A 23178-nucleotide genomic window follows, 5' to 3' on the forward strand; every position below is an offset into this window, starting at 1 on the left:
TCACAGCAGCCCTACGGCAGTGTCGACCGCGGCGGCAACGTCCCCGTCCGCCGGGTAGAGCAGCGAACGGCCGACCACCAGGCCCTGCACGGTGGGCAGTTGGAGGGCACCGCGCCACTTCTCGTACGCCCCGTCCTGGTCCTCGCCGACCTCGCCTCCGAGGAGTACGGCGGGCAGCGTCGAGGTCGCCATGACCTCGGCCATGTCGTCGGGGCTGTCGGTGACCGGCACCTTCAGCCAGGTGTAGGCCGAGGTGCCGCCCAGGCCGGAGGCGATGGCGATGGACTTGGTGACGGCCTCGGCGGACAGGTCGTTGACGACCTTGCCCTCGGGGGTGCGGCGGCTGATGAACGGCTCGACGAAGACCGGGAGTCGGCGCGCGGCCATGTCGTCGATGGCGCGGGCGGTGGACTCCAGCGTGGTGAGGGAGCCCGGGTCGTCGTAGTCGACACGCAGGAGCAGCTTGCCGGCGTCGAAGCGGAGGCGCTCGATGTCCTCCGGGCGGTGGCCGGTGAAGCGGTCGTCGAGTTCGAAGCTGGCGCCCTGGAGACCGCCGCGGTTCATGGAGCCCATGACGACCTTGTCGTCCAGCGCGCCGAGCAGCAGCAGGTCGTCGAGGATGTCGGCGGTGGCGAGGACGCCGTCGACGCCGGGGCGGGACAGCGCCAGGCAGAGGCGTTCCAGCAGGTCGGCGCGGTTGGCCATGGCCAGGGCGCGGCCGCCGACGCCGAGCGCGCCGCGGGCCGGGTGGTCGGCGGCGACGATCATCAGCCGTCCGCTGTCACCGAGGAGCGGCCTACGTATGCGCCGGGCGGCGGCCTCCGCGATGGCCTCGGGGTTCCGGGTGCGGGTGCGGACGAGTTCCGCGATGTCGACGGTCACTTGACGGCCCCGGCGGCGATGGCGGCCTCGATCTCGTCCGGCGTCGGCATCGCGGAGGAGCACTCCAGGCGGGAGGCGACGATGGCACCGGCGGCGTTGGCGTGCCGCATGATCTTCTCCAGGTCCCAGCCTTCGAGCAGACCGTGGCAGAGGGACCCGCCGAAGGCGTCTCCGGCGCCGAGTCCGTTGAGGACGTTCACGGGGAGCGGCGGGACCTCGGCCTGGTCGCCCTTGCTGTTGACGGCGAGGACACCCTTGGGGCCCTGCTTGACGACGGCGACCTCGACACCGGCGTCGAGGAGTGCTCGGGCGGCGGCATGGGGCTCGCGGACGCCGGTCGCGACCTCCACCTCGTCGAGGTTGCCGACGGCGACGGTGGTGTGCTTGAGCGCTTCCGCGTAGAAGGGGCGGGCGGCGTCGGGGTCCTGCCAGAACATCGGGCGCCAGTCGAGGTCGAAGACGGTGACGCCGGATTTGGCCCGGTGGGCCAGCGCCGCCAGCGTCGCCGTGCGGCTGGGCTCCTCGCTCAGGCCGGTGCCGGTGATCCAGAAGATACGGGCGTCGCGGATGGCGTCGAGGTCGAGCTCATGGGCGTCGATCTCCAGGTCCGGGGCCTTGGGCTGCCGGTAGAAGTACAGCGGGAAGTCGTCCGGCGGGAAGACCTCGCAGAAGGTGACCGGGGTGGGCAGGCCGGGGACCGGGGTGACCCAGCGGTCGTCGACGCCGAAGCCCTGAAGGGCCTCGTGGAGGTAGGTGCCGAAGGGGTCGTCGCCGGTGCGGGTGATCACCGCGGTCTGCCGTCCCAGGCGGGCCGCTGCCACGGCGACGTTCGTCGCCGAGCCGCCGAGGAACTTTCCGAAGGACGTGACCTGCGGCAGCGGGACGCCGGTCTGCAGCGGGTAGAGGTCCACGCCGATCCGGCCCATGGTGATCAGGTCGTACGCCATCGGTGTCCCTCGGTCTCCCTTGTCGCGGCTCTGGCGCCGACTGCGGTGCTGGCTGCGCGGATCGGCCCTCCACGGTTTTGTAGCCCTGCTGGGGGAGGCCTGTCAATGTTTTGTCCAGACATTCGAACCAGGCCCTCCGGAGGGAGGCGGGGCGCCTACGTGTCTGCCGAGTTCTGAGGGAGGGCGGGTGCGGGTCTGTCGGGGCTGGTCGCGCCCACGCGGCGGAGCCGCATAGTGATACAGCCCCGCGCCCCTGAGATGCCGTGTTGTGGCCTGCGACAGGAGGCGCTGTCAATGCGCCGCGCCCTTGCTCGTGTGGGCGTCTTTGCGGCATCTGTGTCACAAAGGCGGCTTCTCTGTCACACATGTCGCATGTGCGCGGGGCCTGCGTCACACCCGGAGCACAGGCCCTGTCCGCCTCTCGGTCGGCGTCGTTGAGCGGGCACAGGCTTTGTGATCGCCAGCGCAGCGCACGGTACCCCCGACGACCGCCCCCGGTCGCCGCCGCGGCGCGCGCAGGGAGGTGCAACCGATGACCGACCGAATGCTCTGGTCCTACAAGGAGATCGCGGCGCACATCAAGGTGCAGCCGGACACCGTGCGGTCGTACCGCAAACACGGGTTGCTGCCACCGCCGGACCAGGTGGAGGGCGGCAAGCCCTTCTGGTATCCGGACACCGTGCGGGCCTGGGTGGAGTCCCGGCCGGGCAACCGGGGCAGAAGGGTGGACTGACCTGCCGGGCTTCCGTAGAGGGAGCTGTGCCCCACCTGGACCGTGGGGCACCGTCCTCGTATGGGCGGCTTTCTCAACTCCACGGCTCGATGACCGTCACCCCCGCCCCCGGCGCCGTCCCGATGGCGGTCAGCGCGGCGGGCACCGCGTCCAGCGTGATCGTCGAGGTCACCAGCAGATCCGGCCGCAGCACGCCCGCCCGAACCAGCTCCAGCATCGGCGGGTAGGTGTGCGCCGCCATGCCGTGGCTGCCGAGCAGTTCGAGTTCCAGGGCGATCGCGCGGGCCATGGGGACGGGGGTCGTGCCGGAGTCCGAGGGGAGCAGGCCCACCTGGATGTGCCGGCCCCGGCGGCGCAGGCCGTTGACGGAGGCGGCGCAGGTGACGGGTGAGCCGAGGGCGTCGAGGGAGAGGTGGGCGCCGCCGCCGGTCAGGGCGTGGATCGCGGCCGCCGTGTCCGGCGTGCTCGACGCGTCCACGCACTCCGCCGCCCCGAACTTCCGCGCCAGGTCGAGGGCCTGGGGTGAGACGTCCACCGCGACGACCCTCGCGCCCGAGGCCGCCGCGATCATCACCGCCGACAGGCCGACCCCGCCGCAGCCGTGCACGGCGACCCACTCCCCCGCCGCGACCCGGCCCTGCTGCACGACCGCCCGGAACGCCGTGGCGAACCGGCAGCCCAGCGAGGCCGCCGTCGCGAAGGACATCTCCTCGGGTACGGCGACGAGGTTGACGTCGGCGTGGTCCAGCGCCACGTACTGGGCGAAGGAGCCCCAGTGGGTGAAGCCGGGCTGGGTCTGGCGTTCGCACACCTGCTGGTCGCCCGCGGCGCACGCGGCGCAGCTGCCGCAGGCGCACACGAAGGGCACGGTGACCCGGTCGCCGGGCCGCCAGCGGGTCACCCGGTCGCCCACCGCCTCGACGACACCGGCGAGTTCATGGCCGGGCACATGCGGCAGTGTGATGTCCGGGTCGTGCCCCTGCCAGCCGTGCCAGTCGCTGCGGCAGAGCCCGGTCGCTTCGACACGGACGGTCACTCCGTGGGGGGCGGGGTGCGGGTCGGGCACCTCGCGCACTTCGGCCTGCTCCCCGTACCGCTCGAACACCACTGCCCGCATCCCGGTCTCCCTTCCGCCGCGCCGCACAGGTGCACGGAGATCATCGCGAAGGCCAGACGCTCCGACGGCCTCGCGGGTACGGCGCACGCGCGGTCGGTACAGTCCCGCACCCCAGGTCAGCCGTGTGCGCTCACCTTGTCCGGCTCCGGCGCGGGCGTGATCGCCGGGGCCGGCGTCGACTCCCCCTCGCTGAGGCCGAAGCGGGTGTGGAACCGCCGGAGCGGTCCCGGAGCCCACCAGGTCGCCCGCCCCGTGAGGCGCATGACCGCCGGGACCAGGAGGCTGCGGACGATCATCGCGTCCATCAGCACCGCCAGGGCGATCCCGAGGCCGAGCATCTTGGTGTTGGTCACCCGGGAGGTACCTATCGCGACCATCACCACCGCGAGGATCACGGCGGCGGCGGTGATGAGACCGCCGGTGCGCTGAAGGCCGTGCCGGACCGCCTGTTCGTGGTCACCGGTCGTGTCGTACTCCTCCTTGATGCGGGAGAGCAGGAACACGCCGTAGTCCATGGACAGGCCGAAGGCGACGCAGAACATCAGCACCGGGAGGGTCGTCTCGATCGAGCCGGGGCTGGTGAAGCCGAGCAGGCCGGACAGATGGCCGTCCTGGAAGACCCAGACCACAGCGCCGAACATCGCCGTCAGGCTGAGCGCGTTGAGCACCACCGCCTGGACCGGGATCAGCACACTGCCCGTCAGCAGGAACACCAGCAGCAGGGTGACGATCGCGATGAAGGCGGCCGCCAGGGGCAGGCGTTCGGCTATCGCGTCCTTGGAGTCGACCAGGACGGCAGCGGCGCCGGTCACCTTGGTGTCGAACGGCGCCGGTGTCGCGCGCAGTTCGTCCACCAGGTCCTGGGCCGGGTCGTCCACGGCCTCGCCCTTCGGCAATACCGTGAAGTACGCCGACTCGTCCTTCACCAGCGGTCCGTCGACCCGCAGGACTTCCGGGAGAGCGGCTATCCGGTGCTTGTACGCGGCGTACTGCGCCTGCGTCGCACGGCCCTCGGCGAGCACATCCAGGCCGCCTCCGGGGCTGCCCGGGAAGCCGTCGCGGATGTGCTGCTGCACGACATGGGACTCGGCGCTCGACGGCAGCTGGCGGTCGTCGGCGGTGCCGAACTTCACGCCCAGGAAGGGCAGTCCGAGCAGGACCAGGACGGCGGTGGTGCCCAGAGCGAAGAAGGGGGCACGGCGCATGACGAGGTTCGCCGTGCGGGTCCAGGCCTTGCCCTCCGTCGTACCGGGGTGCGGGGCCGGCGGCCTCGGCTCTCCGCGGCGGAACAGGCGGCGCAGGTCCAGGGAGTTGACCCGGTGGCCGAGCAGGATCAGAGCGGCCGGGAGCAGGATCAGCGCGGCCGCCGCTGCCAGCAGGACCACCGCGATCCCGGCGTAGGCGAAGGACCGCAGGAAGTACTGCGGGAACAGCAGCATCGCCGCGAGGGACACCGCGACGGTGAGGGCCGAGAAGAGGACGGTGCGGCCGGCCGTGCGCAGGGTCGTGCCGACCGCCGTCAACGGTTCGGCGCCGGTGGCGAGTTCCTCACGGAAGCGGCGGACGATGAACAGGGCGTAGTCGACGGCCAGGCCCAGCCCCAGGGCCGTGGTGAGGTTCATCGCGAAGACCGACACGTCGGTGACTTCGGTCAGGCCGCGCAGCACCGCGTTGGTGCCGAGGATCGCGACGATGCCGATACCGAGGGGCAGCAGGGCCGCGACGGCGCTGCCGAAGACCATCACCAGCAGTACCAGGGTGACCGGCAGGGCGATCACCTCGGCCCGGACCAGGTCCTCCTGGATGGTCGTCTGCATCTCGTGCCGTACGGCGACCGGACCGCCGACGCTGACCTCCACCGGGCCGTGCGCGCCCCGGAACTCGGGCGCGATGCGGTCCAGGGTCTCCCCCGCCTCCTTCTCCTCGCCGGTGATACGGGCGGCGATCAGCGCCTCGCGGCCGTCCTCGGCGCGCAGCGCGGGAGCCGCCGAGGCGTCCGCCTGCCAGTAGGAGCCGACCCCCGTGACCCCCTGCTCGCCGGCCAGGCGCGCGGTGATGCGCCGGGCCTCCGAGGCGACCGCGGGGTCGTCCACCGAGGCGTCGCCCGCGTCCACGAGGAGCAGGAGGTTGGGCTGGGAGGCGGGGAACTCGCGCTCCAGCGCCTTGGTCGCGTACGTCGACTCGGCGTCCGGGTCCTCCCAGCCGCCGCTGCCCAGCCGGTCGGCGACGCCGCTGCCGGCGAGCACGGCGAGCGCGGTGATCACCAGGGCCACGAGCAGCGACAACCGGGGCCGGGCCGTCACGAAGCGGGTCCAGCCTCCGACGCGCGCCGGCCTGTTGACTTCGGTCATTGTGCGATGTTCCCTTCGCCCTGATCCGTGCCGTCGCTCTCGCTCTGATGCATGCGGTGCGCAGCAAGGCAGCATGGAGCTGTCGCTGCCATAGACTGACAAACACGAGATGTCGCTCGCGTTTCTCCAGAATGCGAGTGCCTGCTCGCGTTTGTCAATCGCGTTCGAGGAACTGGGGATAACGCGTGCCCACCAACCAGGAGAAGGAGCAGCCGCGCCGCCGCCAGGCCCGCGGTGAGCGCCGCATCGCCCAGCTGCTGGAGGCCGCGGCGGCCGTCTTCACCACCACCGGCTACACGGCCGCCAGCACCAACGCCATCGCCCGCGAGGCGGGCGTCTCGCCGGGCACCCTGTACCAGTTCTTCCCGAACAAGGAAGCGATCGCGATCGAGCTGGGCGACCGGCTCATGCACGAGATGCGCGAGACGTTCGGCGAGGCGCTCGCCCCGGTCGATCCCGCGACCCCGCTGGAGGAGGCCGTCGGCTCGGCCGTCGACCGGTTCATCGCCTTCAACTGCGACCACCCGGTGTTCTTCGCACTGATGCACGGCCCCGACATCCCCGGACGCATGGCCAAGGACCACGACGCCCTGCACGCGACCCTGCTGTCCCGGATCGAGGGCCTGCTCTCCTCGTTCCTGCCCGACGCCGCCCCGGCCGACCTCACCCGGACCGCCCATATGTGCCTGGGCATGTACAAGGCGGGCCTGGAGCTGGTCCTCGCCCACGAGGGCGCCGAACGCGACGCGTACATCCAGGAGTTGAAGTACGCCCTGATCCGCTATCTCGACCCGCTGGTGGGCGACAGACTCGGCCGCCCCGGACCGACCCGCACGGCGACGTGACGCGGCCCTGCCGCAAGGTGCGTCGAATCAGCCCGGAGCATGAGGGAACCCGCCACGTCGCCCCCCCCCCGCCACCCCGACCCGCCGCCTCGCCTCGCTGCCTCGACCCGCCGCCTCGCCCCCTTCCCGGCCACGCCGACACATCTTGGAGAAATACCCCGTAGGGGTATACCGTGGTAATGGAGGGACCCCGCGGGTCCCGCCCACCCCACATGCCTCGACGAGGAGAACGACATGACCGCGCAGACCGACACCCCGGGTTCCGTCACCGCCGTCTACAAGGTGAGTGGCATGAGCTGCGGACACTGCGAGGGAGCCGTCTCCGGTGAGATCTCCGAACTCCCCGGCGTGAGCTCGGTGAAGGCCGTCGCCTCGACCGGCGAGGTCACCGTCGTCTCCGCGGCCCCGCTGGACGACGAGGCCGTGCGCGCGGCCGTCGACGAGGCGGGCTTCGAGCTGGTCGCCAAGATCTGAGCCAGGACATGCCCCGCACCACCGATCAGCCTCCGATAGCCGGGGCGGCCGAAGCCACCGGCAACTCGGGCACGCCCGCCGACGCCTCCGAGATCGAGCTGCTCATCGGCGGGATGACCTGCGCCTCCTGCGCGGCCCGCGTCGAGAAGAAGCTCAACCGGATGGACGGCGTGACCGCCACGGTGAACTACGCGACGGAGAAGGCGAAGGTCAGCTACCCCGCTGACCTCCAGGTCGCCGACCTGATCGCCGTGGTGGAGAAGACCGGGTACACCGCGGAGGAACCGGCTCCCCCGAAACCCGCACCGCAGGAGTCGCAAGAGTCGCAGGAGTCCCCGGAAGATCCCGAACTGGCCTCCTACCGCCAGCGCCTCACCGTCTCCGCCCTGCTCGCCGTCCCGGTCGTCCTGCTGTCGATGATCCCGGCCCTCCAGTTCGACAACTGGCAGTGGCTCGCGCTCACCCTCGCCTCGCCGGTCGTCGTCTGGGGCGCGCTGCCCTTCCACCGGGCCGCGTTCACCAACGCCCGGCACGGCGCGGCGACCATGGACACGCTGATCTCGATGGGCACGCTGGCGGCGTACGGCTGGTCGCTGTGGGCGCTGTTCCTGGGCGACGCGGGCATGAGCGGCATGCACGACAGCTTCGAGTTCACGGTCGCGCGCGTGGACGGCGCCGCGCAGATCTATCTCGAAGTGGCCTCCGGGGTGGTCACCTTCATCCTCCTGGGCCGCTATCTGGAGGCGCGCGCCAAGCGCCGCGCGGGGGCCGCGCTGCGGGCACTGATGGAGCTGGGCGCGAAGGACGTGTCCGTGCTGCGATACGAGGAGGGCGAGCGCGGAGCGCTCTCGGTCGAGGGCGGTGGTGGGCGACGGGCGGGCGGTCGCGAGACCCGGATCCCCGTGGACCGGCTGGCCGTCGGCGACTGGTTCGTCGTACGGCCCGGCGAGAAGATCGCCACCGACGGCACCGTCGTCGAGGGCTCATCGGCGGTGGACGCCGCGCTGCTGACCGGCGAGTCGGTGCCGGTGGATGTGACGGTCGGGGACGCGGTGACCGGGGCGACCGTCAACGCCGGGGGCCGGCTGGTCGTCGAGGCGACCCGGGTGGGCGCCGACACGCAGCTCGCGCGGATGGCGAAGCTGGTGGAGGACGCGCAGAACGGCAAGGCCGAGGTGCAGCGCCTCGCCGACCGGATCTCCGCGGTCTTCGTGCCGGCGGTCATCGTCCTCGCGGTCGCCACCTTCGGGGCGTGGCTCGGGATCTCCGACGACACGGTCGCCGCGTTCACCGCGGCCGTCGCGGTACTGATCATCGCCTGCCCCTGCGCGCTGGGCCTCGCCACTCCCACCGCCCTGATGGTCGGCACGGGCCGCGGGGCGCAGCTCGGCATCCTCATCAAGGGCCCCGAGGTACTGGAGTCCACACGCCGGATCGACACCGTCGTCCTGGACAAGACCGGCACGGTCACCACGGGCCGGATGACCCTTCAGAAGGTGTACGTCGACGAGGGCGCCGACGAGGAGGAGGTGCTGCGGCTCGCGGGGGCCGTGGAGCACGCCTCCGAGCATCCCGTCGCGCGGGCGGTCGCCGTGGGCGCGGAGGAGCGGGTCGGGCGGCTGCCGGAGGTCACGGGCTTCGAGAACGTCCCCGGGCGGGGCGTCCGCGGGCGCGTGGAGGGCCGTGACGTGGCCGTGGGGCGCCTCTTCGACGCGCTGCCCACCGCGCTGGCCCGCGCCAAGGACGAGGCCGAGAGGGAGGGGCGTACGGCGGTCGTGGTCGGGTGGGACGGAACGGCGCGCGGTGTCGTGGCTGTCGCGGACGCGGTGAAGGAGACCAGCGCCGGGGCGGTGCGCGAGCTGCGGGCGCTGGGGCTCACTCCGGTGCTGCTGACCGGGGACAACCGGGCGGTCGCCGAGGCGGTCGCGGACGCGGTCGGCATCGATCAGGTGATCGCCGAGGTCCTGCCCGAGGACAAGGTCGAGGCGGTACGGCGGCTGCGGCGCGAGGGGCGGTGCGTGGCCATGGTCGGCGACGGCGTCAACGACGCGGCCGCGCTTGCCACCGCTGATCTGGGTCTTGCCATGGGGACGGGGACGGACGCGGCGATCGAGGCGAGCGATCTGACGCTGGTACGGGGCGATCTGCGGGTGGCGGCGGACGCCATCCGGCTGTCGCGGCGGACGCTGGCCACGATCAAGGGCAACCTGGTGTGGGCCTTCGGGTACAACGTCGCCGCGTTGCCGCTGGCCGCGGCGGGGTTGCTGAACCCGATGATCGCGGGGGCCGCGATGGCGTTCTCCTCGGTGTTCGTGGTGACGAACAGCTTGCGGCTGCGGACGTTCCGGTGAATTCGTAGTAAGAACCCCGCTGGCCCCCTCTGGAGTCCGGCGCCCGGCTCACATAAGCTCTTCACAAGGCTCGCGCATCATCCTTACGCTTGGGTCCCGATCGGCATATCGGGGCTCTTGCGTATCTAACGGACATATGCAAGAGACGCAGATCACAGTGATGTGAACGTAACCATCGAAGGGGTTCGAAGGTCTAAGTTGACGATGTCAGGCAGCGTCTTGGGGGGCGCTTACTGGCATCTGAGGATGTCTTGGGGGACTTCCTCAGAGTTGCGTTGCCGGGGCACGCACTTCGGGAAGCTTTGAGCGGCCCTCCCGAGCGTGCGCTGTCCCGGCAGACCGCACAGCACGACGCCATACATGAGTACGACGAGTTTTGCTCGTTCTGCTCAAACGGCAACACCGAAAGACGAAAGACAGCGATTCAGGCGCTGCTCTCTCAGACGCCCGGCCGGATCCCGTGGGGGGAATCCGCACCGGGACATGGGAAGGCGCCCTGGACGTCGGCCCGTGGGGGGACCGCCGCCAGGGCGCCTTCTGTTATCCGCGCACTTATGCCATCCGCACCCTTCTGTCATCAGCGCAGACGCGAGCCCCCGAACACAAGAGCCCCGCACCCGACCGAAGTCGGGCACGAGGCTCTGAAGACGCGGCTCAGCGAGCAGGGACCGCAGCACCGCAACAGGGGGCACCAGCCAACCCGGCGCCCCCACCGGCAGGTGTCAGCGCTGCTCCACGGGAACGAAGTCGCGCTCCACGACGCCCGTGTAGATCTGGCGCGGGCGGCCGATGCGGGAGCCCGGCTCCTTGATCATCTCGTGCCACTGGGCGATCCAGCCCGGGAGGCGGCCGAGGGCGAACAGGACCGTGAACATCTCGGTCGGGAAGCCCATGGCCCGGTAGATCAGGCCGGTGTAGAAGTCGACGTTCGGGTAGAGGCTGCGCGAGACGAAGTAGTCGTCGGAGAGCGCGTGCTCCTCCAGCTTCAGGGCGATGTCCAGCAGCTCGTCGGACTTGCCGAGGGCCGAGAGGACGTCGTGCGCGGCGGCCTTGATGATCTTGGCGCGCGGGTCGAAGTTCTTGTAGACCCGGTGACCGAAGCCCATCAGGCGGACGCCGTCCTCCTTGTTCTTCACCTTGCGGATGAAGGAGTCGACGTCGCCGCCGGAGGCCTGGATGCCCTCCAGCATCTCCAGGACGGACTGGTTGGCGCCGCCGTGCAGCGGGCCCCAGAGCGCGGAGATACCGGCGGAGATCGACGCGAACATGTTCGCCTGCGACGAGCCGACCAGACGGACCGTCGACGTCGAACAGTTCTGCTCGTGGTCCGCGTGCAGGATCAGCAGCTTGTCGAGCGCGGCGACGACGACCGGGTCGAGCTCGAACTCCTGCGCCGGCACCGAGAAGGTCATCCGCAGGAAGTTCTCGACGTAACCGAGGTCATTGCGCGGGTAGACGAACGGGTGGCCGATCGACTTCTTGTACGCGTACGCCGCGATCGTCGGAAGCTTGGCGAGCAGACGGATCGTCGAGAGGTTGCGCTGCGTCTCGTCGAAGGGGTTGTGGCTGTCCTGGTAGAACGTGGACAGCGCGGAGACGACCGACGACAGCATGGCCATCGGGTGGGCGTCGCGCGGGAAGCCCTTGTAGAAGTTCTTGACGTCCTCGTGCAGCAGGGTGTGCTGCGTGATGTCGTTCTTGAAGGTCGAGAGCTCGTCGACGGTCGGCAGCTCACCGTTGATCAGCAGGTAGGCCACCTCCAGGAAGGTGGAGCGCTCGGCCAGCTGCTCGATCGGGTAGCCGCGGTAGCGGAGGATGCCCGCCTCGCCGTCGAGGTAGGTGACGGCGGATTTATAGGCGGCGGTGTTGCCGTAGCCGCTGTCCAGCGTCACCAGACCGGTCTGGGCGCGGAGCTTGCCGATGTCGAAGCCCTTGTCGCCGACGGTGCTGTCAATCACCGGGTAGGTGTACTCGCCGTCGCCGTACCGCAGTACTACAGAGTTGTCGCTCACGTCTTCCCTCACCGACGTTGTGCCTCATCTTCGAGGTTGCCCTGACTGTCTCTACCCTCCCCCATTCGGCTCAGGAGAGTGCACTCGGGGTCGACCATTGGGCCTATTGGCGGCACTCAGTGCCGCCAACCTGTCATCCTGCCCCGTGATTTCCCCATCTGGAAGTGGTCTGTGACCTTCACGACTCATTTGATCGATCATTTTTTTCGACGATGCCTCACGAATCGCCAGGTCAGAAGGGGGTACCCGAGCGGGTCGGAAAACAGGGCGCCGGGCCGGAAACCCGGGGGTCAGGAACCGGCGAGCCGGTAGTCGAGCGCCGTACAGCGCCGCCCCGCCGACACCGTGCGCACCGCCTGACCGATCGCCTTGCGTGAACCCACGAGGACCACCAGCCGTTTGGCACGGGTCACCGCGGTGTACAGCAGGTTTCGCTGGAGCATCATCCATGCTCCCGTGGTGACGGGGATCACCACCGCGGGATATTCACTTCCCTGTGAACGGTGGATCGTCACGGCGTACGCGTGCGCCAGTTCGTCCAGTTCGTCGAATTCATACGGAACCTCCTCGTCCTCGTCCGTCAGCACCGTCAGGCGCTGGTCGACCGGGTCGAGCGAGGTGACCACGCCCACGGTGCCGTTGAAGACGCCGTTCTTCCCCTTCTCGTAATTGTTGCGAATCTGGGTGACCTTGTCGCCGACACGGAAGACCCGTCCGCCGACCCGCTTCTCCGCCAGATCGGGGCGCCCGGGCGTGACGGCCTGCTGGAGCAGCCCGTTCAGCGTGCCCGCGCCGGCCGGTCCGCGGTGCATGGGGGCCAGAACCTGGACGTCCCGGCGTGGGTCGAGGCCGAACTTGGCCGGGATGCGGCGGGCCGCGACATCCACGGTGAGCCGGCCCGCCGCCTCCGTGTCGTCCTCGATGAAGAGGAAGAAGTCCTTCATGCCGTCGGTGACGGGGTGCTGCCCGGCGTTGATCCGGTGGGCGTTGGTCACCACGCCGGACTGCTGGGCCTGGCGGAACACCCGGGTGAGGCGGACGGCGGGGAGGGGGCTGCCGTCGGCCAGCAGGTCCCTGAGGACCTCCCCCGCGCCGACGCTGGGCAGTTGGTCCACATCACCCACGAAGAGCAGATGGGCGCCCGGCGGTACGGCCTTGACCAGCTTGTTGGCGAGCAGCAGGTCCAGCATGGACGCCTCGTCGACCACCACCAGGTCGGCCTGGAGCGGGCGGTCCCTGTCGTACGCCGCGTCGCCGCCGGGCTTGAGCTCCAGGAGCCGGTGGACGGTGGAGGCCTCGGCTCCGGTCAGCTCGGCGAGGCGTTTGGCGGCACGGCCGGTGGGGGCGGCCAGCACGACCCGGGCCTTCTTCGCGCGGGCCAGCTCCACGATCGAGCGGACCGTGAAGGACTTGCCGCAGCCGGGGCCGCCGGTCAGCACGGCAACCTTCTGCGTCAGCGCCAGCTTGACGGCGGCCTCCTGCTCCGGGGCGAGGTCCGTGCCCGTACGGCCCTTCAGCCAGCCCAGCGCCTTGTCCCAAGCCACGTCCTGGAAGCCCGGCATCCGGTCCTCGTCGGTGCGCAGCAGGCGCAACAGCTGGGCGGAGAGGGAGAGTTCGGCCCGGTGGAAGGGGACGAGGTAGACGGCCGTCACCGGCTCCGAGCCGCCGTCGGGGCCGGGGACCTTCTCCCGTACGACACCCGGGTCGCCGCCGTCCTCCGGGACCTGGGCGAGCTCGGCCAGGCACTCGATGACGAGCCCTGTGTCGACCTGGAGGAGCTTCACCGCGTCCGCGATCAACTGCTCCTCGGGCAGGTAGCAGTTGCCCTGGTCGGTGGCCTGCGACAGTGCGTACTGCAGGCCCGCCTTGACCCGCTCCGGGCTGTCGTGCGGGATGCCGACGGACTGGGCGATCTTGTCGGCGGTGAGGAAGCCGATGCCCCAGACGTCGGCCGCCAGCCGGTAGGGCTGGTTCTTCACGACGGAGATGGAGGCGTCGCCGTACTTCTTGTAGATCCGCACGGCGATCGACGTCGAGACCTCGACCGTCTGGAGGAAGAGCATGACCTCCTTGATCGCCTTCTGCTCCTCCCAGGCGTCGGCGATCTTCTTGGTCCGCTTGGGGCCCAGGCCGGGGACCTCGATGAGCCGCTTGGGCTCCTCCTCGATGATCTTCAGGGTGTCCAGGCCGAAGTGCTGGGTGATGCGGTCGGCGAAGACCGGGCCGATGCCCTTGACCAGGCCGGAGCCGAGGTAGCGGCGGATGCCCTGGACGGTGGCCGGGAGGACGGTGGTGTAGTTCTCCACCGTGAACTGCTTGCCGTACTGCGGGTGGGAGCCCCAACGGCCCTCCAGCCGCAGGGACTCGCCGACCTGGGCGCCGAGCAGCGCGCCGACGACCGTGAGGAGGTCGCCGCCGCCGCGTCCGGTGTCGACCCGGGCGACCGTGTAGCCGTTCTCCTCGTTGGCGTAGGTGATCCGCTCCAGGACGCCTTCGAGTACCGCCAGTCGCCGCTCGCCGCTCCCCGCCTGATTGGACATGATCCGACGCTACCGCCAGGGTCCGACAACGCGGGCCGCCTGTGGACGAGTCAGCGGGCAGCCTGTGGACGAGTGGCGGCCGCCCTCACCCCGCCTGTGACCGCACGTGGTCGAGGACCGCCTGGAAGTCCTCGGTCGGCGAGAACTCCACGAACTCGCAGTCCTCCAGGGCGACGGGGACATGGCCTGGCCCCCAGTAGTACGCCTGGCCCGCCTCGTAGTGCTCCTCACCCTCGGGCGTCTGCATCCGCAGCCGGCCCTTGAGCAGATAGCCCCAGTGCGGGCAGGGGCAGGCATCGCCTTCGAGGCCCTTGAGGGCGGGGCCCATGTCCGTGCCCTCCGGCAGGCGGACGTAGCCGACGGACATACCGCCGCCGATCTCCTTGATGCGCACCTCCACACCGTCGCCGCCGAGGGTGACAGGCGTGCCGTCACGCGTCGCTGCCGTCATGACTCCTCCGCTCCGGCCCGAAGGCCTTGAGGAAACGCCCCCCGCACTTCCAGCGTGGACCCGCCCCCGAGAGCGCCGCGACATCACGATCCGGTTTCGGGATGTGGTTGAGGGCTTGATTAACCCCCGTGTAATCGATTCCAATCCTCCGTACACGTCGATGTAATCGATTCCACGAGGATCGGCCATCGACTCCACGAACGATCCACGAGGAGGTGGAGCGGCGATGGCGAGCATCAAGGACGTCGCTGCCGAGGCGGGCGTGTCCGTCGCCACGGTCTCGCGCGTCCTGAACGACCATCCGTCGGTCAGCGCCGAGGCACGCACGCGTGTGCTGGCCGCCGTCGAGACCCTGGGCTACCGCCCGAACGCCGTCGCCCGCTCCCTGCGCACCGACCAGACCCACACCCTCGGCCTGGTCATCAGCGACGTGATGAACCCCTACTTCACCGAGCTGGCCCGCTCCGTCGAGGAGGAGGCCCGCGCGCTCGGCTACAGCGTCATCATCGGCAACGCGGACGAGCGGCCCGACCTCCAGGACCATCACGTACGGAACCTGCTCGACCGCCGTATCGACGGCCTGCTGGTCTCCCCCACCGACGGCGGCTCGCCGCTGATGCTGGACGCCGTGCGCGCGGGGACGCCGATGGTCTTCGTGGACCGGTGGATCCCGGGCCTGGACGTGCCGGTGGTGCGGGCGGACGGGCGGGGTGCCGTACGGGATCTCGTCGCGCATCTGCACGGGCTGGGGCACCGACGGCTCGCGATCATCGCGGGACCGGCGGCGACCACCACCGGGCGGGAGCGGGTCGAGGCCTTCCGGGAGGCGCTCGGCGCGTACGGGCTCGAACTGCCCGACGCCTACATAGGACAGGGTGACTTCCAGGCCGACAGCGGGCGCCGGGTCACCGAGGGCTTCCTCGACCTGCCCGAGCCGCCCGAGGTCGTCTTCGCGGCCGACAACCTGATGGCGCTCGGCGCGCTGGACGCCGTACGCGCGCGTGGGCTGCGCGTGCCGGACGACCTCGCGCTCGCGGCGTTCGACGACATCCGGTGGTTCGTGCACACCGATCCGCCGGTCACCGCGATCGCCCAGCCGACGGGCGAGCTGGGCCGGGCCGCCGTACGGGCCCTGGTCGACCGCATCGAGGGACGGCCCGGCGAGTCCGTCACCCTCCCCGCCCGTCTCGTCGTACGCCGCTCCTGCGGCGAACCACCGGCTTCATCGGAGCCGTCCCCCGTAACGAACAGGAGCCAGTCGTGAGCAACGCGGACGAGTTGCTGCGCATCGAGGGCATACGGAAGGCCTTCCCGGGCGTGGTCGCGCTGGACGGCGTCGACTTCGATCTGCGCCGGGGCGAGGTGCATGTGCTGCTCGGTGAGAACGGCGCGGGCAAGAGCACCCTCATCAAGATGCTCTCCGGCGCCTACACGCCCGACGCCGGGCGGATCCTGGTCGGCGGCGAGGAGACGCGCATCCATGGTGCGCAGGACTCCGAGCGCCTCGGGATCGCCACCATCTACCAGGAGTTCAACCTCGTTCCCGATCTGACGGTCGCCGAGAACATCTTCCTGGGACGCCAGCCGCGCCGCTTCGGGATGATCGACCGGAAGAGGATGGAGGCCGACGCCGAGGTCCTCCTCGCGCGCGTGGGCGTGAACGTGTCGCCACGCGCGCGTGTGCGTGAACTCGGCATCGCACGCCTGCAGATGGTCGAGATCGCGAAGGCGCTCAGCCTGAACGCACGCGTGCTGATCATGGACGAGCCGACCGCCGTGCTCACCTCCGAGGAGGTCGACAAGCTCTTCGCGATCGTGCGCAAGCTGCGCGAGGACGGCGTGGGGATCGTCTTCATCACGCACCACCTGGAGGAGATCGCCGCGCTGGGCGACCGGGTGACGGTCATCCGGGACGGCAGGAGCGTCGGGCAGGTCCCGGCCGCCACTCCCGAGGACGAGCTCGTACGGCTCATGGTGGGGCGCTCCATCGAGCAGCAGTACCCGCGCGAACGGGCCGACCGCGGTGCCGCGTTGCTGTCGGTCGAGGGGCTGACCCGGGACGGCGCCTTCCACGACGTCAGCTTCGAGGTGCACGCCGGTGAGGTGGTCGGCATCGCGGGGCTGGTCGGTGCCGGCCGTACCGAGGTCGTGCGGGCCGTGTTCGGGGCGGACCCGTACGACAAGGGGGCCGTGAAGGCCGGCGGTTCCTCCCTCCCCAAGTACGACGTCAACGCGGCGATGACCGCGGGCATCGGGCTGATCCCCGAGGACCGCAAGGGGCAGGGCCTGGTACTGGACGCGTCCGTCGAGGAGAACCTCGGCCTGGTGACGCTGCGTTCGGCCACGCGCGCGGGGCTCGTCGACCTCAGGGGCCAGCGTGCGGCGGCGGCGCGTATCGCCCAGCAGTTGGGCGTGCGGATGGCGGGCCTCGGGCAGCACGTCCGCACGCTCTCCGGCGGCAACCAGCAGAAGGTCGTCATCGGCAAGTGGCTGCTGGCCGACACCAAGGTGCTGATCCTCGACGAGCCCACGCGCGGGATCGATGTCGGCGCCAAGGTCGAGATCTACCAGCTCATCAACGAACTCACCGCTCAGGGCGCCGCCGTCGTGATGATCTCCAGCGATCTGCCGGAGGTCCTCGGCATGAGCGACCGGGTCCTGGTGATGGCCCAGGGCCGGATCGCGGGCGAACTCACCGCCGACGAGGCGACGCAGGACTCCGTGATGGCGCTCGCCGTCAGCGCCCCCACCACTGCGAAGAACTCTGAGAAGAACTCCGAGAAGACCGGAACGGAGGCCTCCCGTGGCCACTGACACGCTCAAGAGCACGACGGGCGCGAGTGGCGCCTCGGGCGGCCTGCGCCGCCTCCTCCTCGACAACGGCGCGCTGACCGCGCTGATCGTCCTCGTCATCGCGATGTCGGCGCTGTCCGGCGACTTCATGACGACGGACAACCTCCTCAACGTCGGCGTCCAGGCGGCCGTGACCGCCATCCTCGCCTTCGGTGTCACCTTCGTGATCGTCTCCGCGGGCATCGACCTGTCCGTCGGCTCGGTCGCCGCCCTGTCGGCCACCGTCCTCGCCTGGAGCGCCACTTCACAGGGCGTGCCGGTCGTCCTGGCCGTGGTCCTCGCGATCGCGACCGGCATAGCGTGCGGCCTGGTCAACGGCATCCTGATCTCGTACGGCAAGCTGCCGCCGTTCATCGCGACGCTGGCCATGCTGTCGGTGGCCCGCGGTCTGTCCCTGGTGATCTCGCAGGGCTCCCCCATCGCCTTCCCCGACTCGGTCTCGCACCTCGGCGACACCCTCGGCGGCTGGCTGCCGGTGCCGGTGCTCGTCATGGTCGGCATGGGCCTGATCACGGCGTTCGTGCTGGGGCGTACGTACATCGGCCGGTCGATGTACGCGATCGGCGGCAACGAGGAGGCGGCCCGCCTCTCCGGTCTGCGGGTGAAGAAGCAGAAGCTCGCGATCTACGCCTTCTCCGGACTGTTCGCCGCCGCCGCGGGCGTCGTGCTCGCCGCCCGTCTCTCCTCCGCCCAGCCGCAGGCCGCGCAGGGCTACGAGCTCGACGCCATCGCGGCGGTCGTCATCGGCGGTGCCTCCCTGGCCGGCGGTACGGGCAAGGCGTCCGGCACACTGATCGGCGCGCTGATCCTGGCGGTGCTGCGCAACGGCCTCAACCTCCTTTCGGTGTCCGCGTTCTGGCAGCAGGTCGTCATCGGTGTCGTCATCGCGCTGGCGGTGCTCCTGGACACGGTCCGGCGCAAGGCGGGGGCGACCCCGGTGGCCGCGGGCACGTCCCAGGGCGGCAAGGGCAGGCAGGCGGCGACGTACGTCCTCGCGGCCGTGGTCGCGGCGGCCCTCGTCGGCGCGATGTCCTTCCTGCACACCGGTTCGTCGGAGGCGAAGAGCAAGAAGATCGGGCTGTCGCTGTCGACCCTCAACAACCCCTTCTTCGTGCAGATCCGGGCCGGAGCGCAGGCCGAGGCGAAGAAGCTGGGCGTGGACCTGACCGTCACCGACGCGCAGAACGACGCCTCGCAGCAGGCCAACCAGCTGCAGAACTTCACCAGTGAGGGCCTCGGCACGATCATCGTCAACCCGGTGGACTCCGACGCGGTGACCCCGGCGGCGAAGGCCGTCAACAAGTCGGACATCCCGCTCGTCGCCGTCGACCGCTCGGTCAACAACGCCACCACCGCCGCGCTCGTCGCCTCCGACAACGTCACCGGCGGCAAGCTCGCCGCCAAGTCCCTCGCCGAGAAGCTGGGCGGCAAGGGCAGGATCGTGATCCTGCAGGGCCAGGCGGGCACCTCCGCCAGCCGTGAGCGCGGCTCGGGCTTCGCCGAGGGCCTGAAGGCCTACCCGGACATCGAGGTCGTCGCCAAGCAGCCCGCCGACTGGGACCGCACCAAGGGCCTGGACGTCATGACCAACCTCCTCCAGGCCAACCCCGACATCGACGGCGTCTTCGCCGAGAACGACGAGATGGCCCTCGGCGCGATCAAGGCGCTGGGCGCCAAGGCCGGCAAGTCCGTCCAGGTCATCGGCTTCGACGGAACCGCGGACGGTCTGAAGGCCGTCGAGGCGGGCACGCTGTACGCGTCGGTGGCGCAGCAGCCGACGGAGCTCGGCAGGATCGCCGTGCGGAACGCGGTGAAGGCCGCCGCGGGCGACAAGGTCGAGAAGTCGGTGATGGTGCCGGTGAAGGTGGTCACGAAGGAGAACGTGGCGGGCTTCACGGGCTGAGAACGACGGGCGGGCGGTGCCTCCGGAGGACGATCGTCTCCGGAGGCACCGCCCGCCTGAAGTCACTTACGGGGAACGCTACTAGGGGAGCAATCTCATGTACGACTACGACCTTCTGGTCGTGGGGTCGGCCAACGCCGACCTGGTGATCGGCGTCGAGCGTCGGCCGGGGGCCGGCGAGACCGTGCTCGGCTCCGATCTGGCCGTCCACCCGGGCGGCAAGGGCGCCAACCAGGCGGTCGCGGCCGCCCGGCTCGGAGCCCGTACGGCCCTGCTGGCCCGGGTCGGCGACGACGCGCACGGCCGGCTGCTGCTCGACTCGCAGCGGGCGGCCGGCGTCGACACGGTGGGCGTCCTGGTCGGCGGCGCGCCGACCGGCGTGGCGCTGATCACCGTCGACCCGTCCGGGGACAACAGCATCGTGGTCTCGCCGGGCGCCAACGGCAGGCTCACCCCGCAGGACGTACAGGCCGCCGCGAGCCTCTTCCAGGCGTCCCGGGTGGTGTCGGTCCAGCTGGAGATCCCGCTGGAGACGGTCGTCGAGGTGGTGCGCAGCCTCGCGGAGGGCAGCCGCTTCGTCCTGAACCCCTCCCCGCCCCGGCCGCTGCCGGGCGAGGTGCTGGCCGCCTGCGACCCGCTGATCGTGAACGAGCACGAGGCGAAGGTGATCCTCGGCGACTCCGCGGTCGGTGACACCCCCGAGGACTGGGCGCGGATCCTGCTCGCGAAGGGCCCCCGCTCGGTGGTCGTGACGCTGGGCGCGGAGGGCGCGCTGGTGGCCTCCTCGGAGGGCGTGACCCGGGTTCCGTCCGTGAAGGTGGACGCGGTGGACACGACGGGCGCGGGCGACGCGTTCACGGCCGCGCTGGCCTGGAAGCTCGGGGCGGGCTCGTCCCTGGCGGAGGCGGCGGCGTACGCGGCCCGGGTCGGGGCGGTGGCCGTGACCAGGGAGGGCGCGCAGGTGTCGTTCCCGACGGCTGCGGAGGTCGAGTCGCTGTGAAGAAGGCCGGAATCCTGAACCGCCATCTCTCCGGCGCCCTCGCCGAGCTGGGCCACGGCGACGGGGTGCTGGTGTGCGACGCGGGCATGCCGATACCCGACGGACCCCGGGTCGTGGACCTGGCCTTCAGGGCCGGGGTGCCGTCCTTCGCCGAGGTGCTGGACGGTCTGCTGGCCGAGCTCGTGGTGGAGGGCGCGACGGCCGCGCGGGAGATCCGCGAGGCGAACCCTTCGGCGGCCGCGCTGCTGGCGGGGGAGTTTCCGAAGCTGGAGCTGGTCACGCACGAGCGGCTCAAGGAGCTGTCGGCCGGGGCGCGGCTGGTCGTACGGACCGGGGAGGCACGGCCGTACGCGAATGTGCTGCTGCGGTGCGGGGTCTTTTTCTGAACCTGGGGTGGTGCGGCAGACATTGCCAGGAACGTTTCGAGGGGCCCGGTCAGTCGACCGAGCCCCTCGGGGTTTCCCCTCCCCATCAGAACCCCCGCGATCCCCCCAGATCCCCCTCCAAGAGTCCTGATGCCAAGTACGACCGGCGAGGTGGGGGAAGGGTTGTACGGTCTCCGCGGATTTTTTTGGACGCCTCTTCGACGCGACTTCGACGCCCCTTCGGCGTGCTCTGGAATCAGGACAGACGTAGCGTTTCAGACATGCAGGAGCTAGACGAAAACCCCCTCACCTCCCTCCAGGACGACGTGCTCGACGAGCTCGGCGACGACCGGATCGGCGACATCGCGGAGCTGCTGGAAACGGACGAGGCAGGGGCGCGGCAGATGGTCGGTACGACGGTGGCGGCGCTGTCCGGCGAGGCGGAGACCGTGGCGACGCCGCATGATGCCCCGCTCACCGGCGTGGCCACTCTGGGCGGCTTCGCGACCGGCGGCCTCATGGCCGGGCGGCTGGCCGAGGAGGCCAAGCCGGTCGCGGACGCGGTGGCCCGCAGGACGGGGCTGCCGGCGGGTGCCGTGTCCCGGGTGGTGGAGATGGTGATTCCGGTGGAGCTGGCGGTGCTCACGAAACGGGCGGCCGGGAAGTAAGGATCCCGGGAAGCGGTGGTTGCGGGGTCCGCTGGGCCGCGCACTGAGCCGAGTGGCATGGGCGCCGTGTGAGTCCGATGATTGAGGGGTACACCGAGAGGGTGAATGATCACGAGTGATCGTGAGCCGCGCAAGGCTCGTTCCGAATCACGGCAGAAGCCCGCCGGAGCGCGGGTGTCCGCCGCCGAAGCCATGCGGTACGCGATCGAGCAGCTCGGTGAGCTGCTGGGGAGGGCTCCCGAGTCGGTTTCCTCGCTGAAACCGACGGACCAGGGCTGGGAAGCCTACGTCGAGGTCTTGGAGTTGGAACGCATTCCCCAAACGTCGAGCGTGATGGCCAGTTACCAAGTGGTTCTGGACCCGGAGGGGAAGCTGCTGGCGTACGAGCGCGGGCGTCGCTACACGCGCGCGCAGGTGGACAGGAGGGACGGCCGATAGGTCGCTCGCCCTTTCGCCGGGAAGTCGGGCCGGAAGGGAAATCACCGTGACTGTGGTGCCACAGGGCAATGGTGGTGGGGCTCCCGCCGCCGGAGGCGGCGGTTCGGGAACTCTTTACGACGTGCTGGAACTCGTCCTCGACCGGGGACTGGTCATCGACGCGTTCGTACGGGTGTCACTCGTCGGCATCGAGCTGGTGAAGATCGACGCGCGGGTGGTCGTCGCCAGCGTCGACACGTATCTGCGCTTCGCCGAGGCGTGCAACCGACTGGATCTGGAGTCGGGCCGCAAGGCGCCCGCGCAGCTGACCGACATCGTCGAGGGGTCCGTCGAGAGCGGCGCCCACGGCAAGAGCAAGGGGGCACTGTCGGGCGCGGTCGAGGCGATCTCCGAGTCCTTCAAGGGCGGCGGTGACGAGGAAGAAGAGCGTGAGCGCACGCCGGCGCGCGAGAAACGGCGCGAGCGCACCGAACGCGGCTCGGCACGCCGCTCCACACGGGACCGGGAGGAGTGAGCGAGCCCATGTCCGTGTATGTGTACGCGATCACCAGGGACTCGCATCCGCTGGACCTGGACGGCGCCACGGGCGTGGGCGAGCCGCCCGGTGAGGTGCGTGTGGTGCGCAGCGGCTCCCTGTGCGCGGTCGTCAGCGAGAGCCCGGACGACCTCTCGGTGGGCCACCGGGACCTGCATGCGCATCAGGAGGTCCAGGAGCGGGTGTGGGCCGAAGGCCCTGCCCTGCCGCTGAGCTTCGGGTTCGTCGCCACGGACGAGGAGGCCGTACGGGCCGTCCTGGACGAACGGGCCGAGCTGTTCGCACAGCGTCTGGACGAGCTCACCGGGCGGGCGGAGTTCAACGTCAAGGGCGTCCTCGACGAGGACACGGTGCTGCGTGCCGTCCTCGAACAGAGCGCACAGGCCCGTGAGCTGCGCGAGCGGACCCGTGAGGGCGGCGGGACGTACGAGGACCGGCTGGCGCTGGGCCAGTTGGTGGCCCAGGAGGTGCAAGGCCGCGAGGAGGCTCTCGCCGCCGAGGTCCTCGACGCGTTGCGGCCGCTCGCCGCGGCCGAGAAGGTCTCGCCGCCGTCGAAACAGTACTTCGTGAGTGCGTCCTTCCTCGTGGCGGAGGACCGGTTCGAGGAATTCGGCCGGACCTGCTCGGAGCTGGCCGAACGGTACGGCGAGGGCGTGGACTTGCGGCTGCGTGGCCCCCTGCCGGCGTACAGCTTCGTCTGAGGTTCGGGTCCT

At 70.4% G+C, this 23178-nt stretch carries 20 protein-coding genes; 13 read left to right on the forward strand and 7 right to left on the reverse strand.

The window, feature by feature from the left end; translation table 11 throughout:
* Positions 1 to 882: a deoxyribose-phosphate aldolase gene (locus ABIE67_RS17485; RefSeq protein ID WP_370258247.1), complete on the reverse strand. Its 882-nt coding sequence runs from the start codon at positions 880 to 882 to the stop codon at positions 1 to 3.
* Positions 879 to 1829 (reverse strand): 5-dehydro-2-deoxygluconokinase, encoded by a 951-nt coding sequence (iolC, locus tag ABIE67_RS17490; RefSeq protein WP_370258248.1) that lies wholly within the window; start codon positions 1827 to 1829, stop codon positions 879 to 881. The genes ABIE67_RS17485 and iolC overlap by 4 nt, the downstream gene beginning before the upstream one ends.
* A 532-nt stretch (positions 1830 to 2361) precedes the next feature.
* Between iolC and ABIE67_RS17495 the strand changes: the two genes are divergently transcribed.
* A complete protein-coding gene (locus tag ABIE67_RS17495) occupies positions 2362 to 2562 on the forward strand; it encodes a helix-turn-helix transcriptional regulator (RefSeq protein WP_370258250.1) in 201 nt (66 codons plus the stop codon).
* Between the two features lie 73 nt (positions 2563 to 2635).
* Here ABIE67_RS17495 and ABIE67_RS17500 read toward each other — a convergent pair whose 3' ends face one another.
* Both ABIE67_RS17500 and ABIE67_RS17505 read right to left on the reverse strand, forming a co-directional pair.
* Positions 2636 to 3679 carry a zinc-dependent alcohol dehydrogenase family protein gene (locus ABIE67_RS17500; RefSeq protein WP_370258251.1) on the reverse strand — a complete coding sequence of 348 codons (1044 nt, stop codon included), beginning with the start codon at positions 3677 to 3679 and terminating at the stop codon, positions 2636 to 2638.
* A gap of 116 nt (positions 3680 to 3795) precedes the next feature.
* Positions 3796 to 6030, reverse strand: coding sequence for an MMPL family transporter (locus tag ABIE67_RS17505; protein WP_370258253.1), 2235 nt, complete (start codon positions 6028 to 6030; stop codon positions 3796 to 3798).
* A gap of 185 nt (positions 6031 to 6215) precedes the next feature.
* On the opposite strand from ABIE67_RS17505, the gene ABIE67_RS17510 reads away from it, so the two are divergent.
* The 3 genes from ABIE67_RS17510 (at position 6216) to ABIE67_RS17520 (ending at position 9700) form a co-directional block, all read left to right on the forward strand.
* Positions 6216 to 6875, forward strand: a complete 660-nt coding sequence (locus tag ABIE67_RS17510) for a TetR/AcrR family transcriptional regulator (RefSeq protein WP_370258255.1) — start codon at positions 6216 to 6218, stop codon at positions 6873 to 6875.
* 234 nt (positions 6876 to 7109) lie between these two features.
* A complete protein-coding gene (locus ABIE67_RS17515; protein WP_370258257.1) occupies positions 7110 to 7349 on the forward strand; it encodes a heavy-metal-associated domain-containing protein in 240 nt (79 codons plus the stop codon).
* An 8-nt stretch (positions 7350 to 7357) separates the two neighbouring features.
* On the forward strand, positions 7358 to 9700 hold the full coding sequence (locus tag ABIE67_RS17520; RefSeq protein WP_370258259.1) for a heavy metal translocating P-type ATPase: 2343 nt from the start codon (positions 7358 to 7360) through the stop codon (positions 9698 to 9700).
* A 722-nt stretch (positions 9701 to 10422) separates the two neighbouring features.
* Here ABIE67_RS17520 and ABIE67_RS17525 read toward each other — a convergent pair.
* The 3 genes from ABIE67_RS17525 to ABIE67_RS17535 all read right to left on the reverse strand — a co-directional run bounded on the left by ABIE67_RS17525 (position 10423) and on the right by ABIE67_RS17535 (position 14703).
* Positions 10423 to 11712: a citrate synthase gene (locus ABIE67_RS17525; RefSeq protein ID WP_370258262.1), complete on the reverse strand. Its 1290-nt coding sequence runs from the start codon at positions 11710 to 11712 to the stop codon at positions 10423 to 10425.
* Positions 11713 to 12002: 290 nt separating this feature from the next.
* Entirely contained in the window at positions 12003 to 14252 is a 2250-nt protein-coding gene (locus tag ABIE67_RS17530; RefSeq protein ID WP_370258263.1) for an ATP-dependent RecD-like DNA helicase, read from the reverse strand.
* 85 nt (positions 14253 to 14337) lie between these two features.
* The gene (locus ABIE67_RS17535; protein ID WP_370258265.1) at positions 14338 to 14703 is read right to left on the reverse strand and encodes a hypothetical protein; all 366 of its coding nucleotides are present in this window, start codon (positions 14701 to 14703) and stop codon (positions 14338 to 14340) included.
* A gap of 226 nt (positions 14704 to 14929) precedes the next feature.
* Between ABIE67_RS17535 and ABIE67_RS17540 the strand changes: the two genes are divergently transcribed.
* The 9 genes from ABIE67_RS17540 to ABIE67_RS17580 all read left to right on the forward strand — a co-directional run bounded on the left by ABIE67_RS17540 (position 14930) and on the right by ABIE67_RS17580 (position 23166).
* Entirely contained in the window at positions 14930 to 15967 is a 1038-nt protein-coding gene (locus ABIE67_RS17540; protein WP_370258267.1) for a LacI family DNA-binding transcriptional regulator, read from the forward strand.
* Complete coding sequence (locus ABIE67_RS17545; RefSeq protein WP_370258268.1) at positions 15964 to 17517, forward strand: sugar ABC transporter ATP-binding protein; 1554 nt, start codon at positions 15964 to 15966, stop codon at positions 17515 to 17517. The genes ABIE67_RS17540 and ABIE67_RS17545 overlap by 4 nt, the downstream gene beginning before the upstream one ends.
* The gene (locus ABIE67_RS17550) at positions 17507 to 19459 is read left to right on the forward strand and encodes a substrate-binding domain-containing protein (RefSeq protein ID WP_370258270.1); all 1953 of its coding nucleotides are present in this window, start codon (positions 17507 to 17509) and stop codon (positions 19457 to 19459) included. Before ABIE67_RS17545 ends, ABIE67_RS17550 begins: the two co-directional genes overlap by 11 nt.
* Before the next feature lie 97 nt (positions 19460 to 19556).
* Positions 19557 to 20459 (forward strand): ribokinase, encoded by a 903-nt coding sequence (locus ABIE67_RS17555; RefSeq protein WP_370258272.1) that lies wholly within the window; start codon positions 19557 to 19559, stop codon positions 20457 to 20459.
* The gene (rbsD, locus tag ABIE67_RS17560) at positions 20456 to 20845 is read left to right on the forward strand and encodes a D-ribose pyranase (RefSeq protein WP_370258274.1); all 390 of its coding nucleotides are present in this window, start codon (positions 20456 to 20458) and stop codon (positions 20843 to 20845) included. Before ABIE67_RS17555 ends, rbsD begins: the two co-directional genes overlap by 4 nt.
* Positions 20846 to 21105: 260 nt before the next feature.
* On the forward strand, positions 21106 to 21492 hold the full coding sequence (locus ABIE67_RS17565; protein WP_370258277.1) for a hypothetical protein: 387 nt from the start codon (positions 21106 to 21108) through the stop codon (positions 21490 to 21492).
* A gap of 105 nt (positions 21493 to 21597) precedes the next feature.
* Complete coding sequence (locus ABIE67_RS17570) at positions 21598 to 21930, forward strand: gas vesicle protein (RefSeq protein ID WP_370258282.1); 333 nt, start codon at positions 21598 to 21600, stop codon at positions 21928 to 21930.
* Between the two features lie 52 nt (positions 21931 to 21982).
* Positions 21983 to 22444, forward strand: a complete 462-nt coding sequence (gene gvpJ, locus ABIE67_RS17575; RefSeq protein ID WP_370268677.1) for a gas vesicle protein GvpJ — start codon at positions 21983 to 21985, stop codon at positions 22442 to 22444.
* Between the two features lie 8 nt (positions 22445 to 22452).
* Positions 22453 to 23166 (forward strand): GvpL/GvpF family gas vesicle protein, encoded by a 714-nt coding sequence (locus ABIE67_RS17580; protein ID WP_370258284.1) that lies wholly within the window; start codon positions 22453 to 22455, stop codon positions 23164 to 23166.
* The last annotated feature ends 12 nt before the right edge of the window (positions 23167 to 23178 follow it).

This window comes from Streptomyces sp. V4I8, from assembly GCF_041261225.1.
GTDB lineage: Bacteria > Actinomycetota > Actinomycetes > Streptomycetales > Streptomycetaceae > Streptomyces.